3 tRNA genes and 1 rRNA gene are annotated in these 3,634 nt (G+C 47.9%); all 4 read right to left on the minus strand.

The features are described 5' to 3' along the window. Positions 1 to 43: 43 nt before the first annotated feature. Positions 44 to 2,928 (minus strand): 23S ribosomal RNA (locus ACX0G7_RS27185). A gap of 184 nt (positions 2,929 to 3,112) precedes the next feature. Next, positions 3,113 to 3,184 (minus strand) — tRNA-Lys (locus ACX0G7_RS27190). Positions 3,185 to 3,192: 8 nt separating this feature from the next. After that, a tRNA-Ala gene (locus ACX0G7_RS27195) sits at positions 3,193 to 3,266 on the minus strand. Between the two features lie 190 nt (positions 3,267 to 3,456). After that, positions 3,457 to 3,531 (minus strand) — tRNA-Ile (locus ACX0G7_RS27200). Positions 3,532 to 3,634 lie beyond the last annotated feature (103 nt).

Genomic DNA, 3,634 nt, shown 5'->3' on the forward strand with positions numbered 1-3,634 from the left:
GGATCCGAAGATCAACGTCCTACTTCTGCAGATCATTAAAAAAAAATTAAAGCGTACGGGCAATTAGTACTACTCGGCTTTGATGTTGCCACCTTTACACCTATAGCCTATCAACGTCATAGTCTTTGACGACCCTTAAAAGAAAACTCATCTCGTGGAAGGTTTCACGCTTAGATGCTTTCAGCGTTTATCCTGTCCGTACATAGCTACTCTGCGCTGCACCTGGCGGCACAACAGATACACCAGCGGTACGTACGACCCGGTCCTCTCGTACTAAGGTCATGTCCACTCAATTTTCTAACGCCCATCACAGATAGGGACCGAACTGTCTTGCGACGTTCTGAACCCAGTTCACGTGCCACTTTAATCGGCGAACAGCCGAACCCTTGGGACCTTCTCCAGCCCCAGGATGTGACGAACCGACATCGAGGTGCCAAACCTCCCCGTCGATATGAGCTCTTGGGGGAGATCAGCCTGTTATCCCCGGAGTACCTTTTATCCTTTGAGCGATGGCCCTTCCATGCAGAACCACCGGATCACTTTAGCCGTCTTTCGACCCTGCTCGACTTGTCTGTCTCACAGTCAAGCTCCCTTATACTAATGCGCTCTTCGTACGATTACCAACCGTACTGAGGGAACCTTTGCAAGCCTCCGTTACTTTTTAGGAGGCGACCACCCCAGTCAAACTACCCACCATGCACTGTGTCCCGTTAGGGATTAGACTCTAAGCAAACGAAGGTTGGTATTTCAACGACCGCTCCACGGCACCTGGCGGCACCGCTTCGTAGCGTCCCAACTATTCTACACATCGTTTGCTCAAAATCAATGCAAAGTTGTAGTGAAGGTTCACGGGGTCTTTCCGTCCCGTGACGGGTAACCGGCATCTTCACCGATACTACAATTTCGCCGGGCTCGCGGAGGAGACAGCGTTCAACTCATTAGACCATTCGTGCAGGTCGGAACTTACCCGACAAGGAATTTCGCTACCTTAGGACCGTTATAGTTACGGCCGCCGTTTACTGGGGCTTCAGTCAGAAGCTTTGGCTTGCGCCGAACATCCTTCCTTAACCTTCCAGCACCGGGCAGGTATCAGGCTCTATACGTCATCTTACGATTTTGCAGGGCCCTGTGTTTTTGTTAAACAGTTGGTTGAACCATTTTACTGAGACCACTCATAGAGTGGTATGCTTTATCCCGAAGTTACAGCATCAATTTGCCTAGTTCCTTCTCCGCGGCTCACCCGAGCACCTTAGGATATTCTCCTCGACTACCTGTGTCGGTTTACGGTACGGGCCGCTTTAGCCTAACCTTAGAGGTTTTTCTCGGGGGTATGATTAGAACCATTATCTCTTCAGCCGAAGCTTCCGAGTACTATCACGTTCGCCATCTCTTACGGATTTACCTGTAAAAGATATAACTACACGCTTTAACGAGAACATCCGTTGCCTCGCAGGTTGTTCACTACCCCGTCACCCCATCGAAACTAAAGCGGGTACTGGAATATTAACCAGTTTTCCATCAGCTGCCCCTTTCGGGTTTGCCTAAGGACCCGACTAACCCTGATCCGATTAACGTTGATCAGGAACCCTTAGTCTTACGGTGAAGTAGTTTTTCACTACTTTTATCGCTACTTATGCCTACATTTTCGTTTCTGAACGCTCCAGCATCAGTCGCCTGACACCTTCGACGCAGTTCAGAATGCTCCCCTACCGTATACACACCTGGTGTGCAACTTAGAGCTTCGGTGGTATGTTTGATGCCCGATTATTTTCCGTGCAGAGTCTCTCGACCAGTGAGCTGTTACGCACTCTTTAAATGAATGGCTGCTTCCAAGCCAACATCCTGGCTGTTATAGAAACTCCACCTCGTTTGATCAACTTAACATACGCTTAGGGACCTTAGCTGCTAATCTGGGTTATTTCCCTCTCGGCCACGGATCTTAGCACCCGCAGCCTCACTCCCGGAGATATTTACTAGCATTCGGAGTTTGTCAGGGTTTGGTAGGCGGTGAAGCCCCCTAGCCCAATCAGTAGCTCTACCTCTAGTAAACTTCTATATCCGAGGCTGTTCCTAAAAACATTTCGGGGAGAACGAGCTATCTCTCAGTTTGATTGGCCTTTCACCCCTATCCACAGGTCATCCCATAGCTTTTCAACGCTAATGGGTTCGGTCCTCCAGTGTGTGTTACCACACCTTCAACCTGCCCATGGATAGATCACAAAGTTTCGCGTCTGCCCCCACTAACTAGTAGCCCTATTTGGACTCGCTTTCGCTACGGCTTCGTTCCTGAAGAACTTAACCTCGCTAGTGAGGAGCAACTCGTAGGCTCATTATGCAAAAGGCACGCCGTCACCCATTTCTAGGCTCCGACCGCTTGTAGGCGTACGGTTTCAGGTACTATTTCACTCCCTTATTTAGGGTGCTTTTCACCTTTCCCTTACGGTACTGGTTCACTATCGGTCTCTGAGAAGTATTTAGCCTTACCGGATGGTGCCGGCAGATTCAGGCAGGATTCCTCCGGTCCCGCCTTACTCAGGATTCCACGCGTCCTCGACAATTTCTGCTTACAGGACTATCACCTGCTATGGTTTAACTTTCCAGAAAATTCAGCTTGATGTCGACTTCTAAATGTGGTCCTACAACCCTCATGCAGCACGCTGCACAAGTTTGGGCTCTTCCCTTTTCGCTCGCCACTACTCAGGGAATCATTATTATTTTCTTTTCCTCCTCCTACTTAGATGTTTCAGTTCAGAGGGTTGACTTCCATATTGCTATGGATAACACACCTTCAGTGTGCTGGGTTGTCCCATTCGGAAATCTTCGGATATATCGCTTGTGTGCAGCTCCCCGAAGCTTATCGCAGCTTACCACGTCCTTCTTCGTCTCTCAGAGCCAAGGCATCCACCATACGCCCTTAAGTGCTTTAAAAGAGTTATTACTATTACTCATTTACTTATTTACAACTTATTATCCCAATATGTCAAAGAACTTTTGATAGACTAATCTATCAATGTTGATAAGCTGGATACGATCCAGTGTCAGTTACTCACATAACCATTACCATACAAAAAGAACTAATTTAAATAGTAAGCATTTGCTGTACTACTTCCTGTGGAGGATATCGGAGTCGAACCGATGACCCTCCCGCACTTAAGTGCGGGATGCTTAGCCAACTTAGCTAAACACTTTCTGTGGAGGATATCGGAGTCGAACCGATGACCCTCTGCGTGCAAGGCAGATGCTCTAGCCAACTGAGCTAACCCCCCAGGTATTTTGTAAAGAACTTGTTGAGGTGCCGATCGGATGACCCTCCCGCCTTCAAGCGGGATGCTCTAGCCAACTGAGCTAACCCCCCAGATATTTTGAAAAGAACTAATAGTGCACAAAAATCGGCGTTAATAATACTTCGAATTAACGAAGTAATAAGCAGGCCAAAAAAGTCACACCAAAAATTAGTAGACCCGAGCAGATTTGAACTGCTGACCCCTACATTATCAGTGTAGTGCTCTAACCAGGCTGAGCTACGGATCTATCTCGGGTTACAGTATTTAAAGAACTAGTGTTTGTTGTTTGGAGATTGAGCCTCCGTTGGTGTAAAAATCCGACTACGCTAAAGCTTCGTCGGACGATGAAA

It is taken from the genome of Flavitalea antarctica (assembly GCF_054461535.1).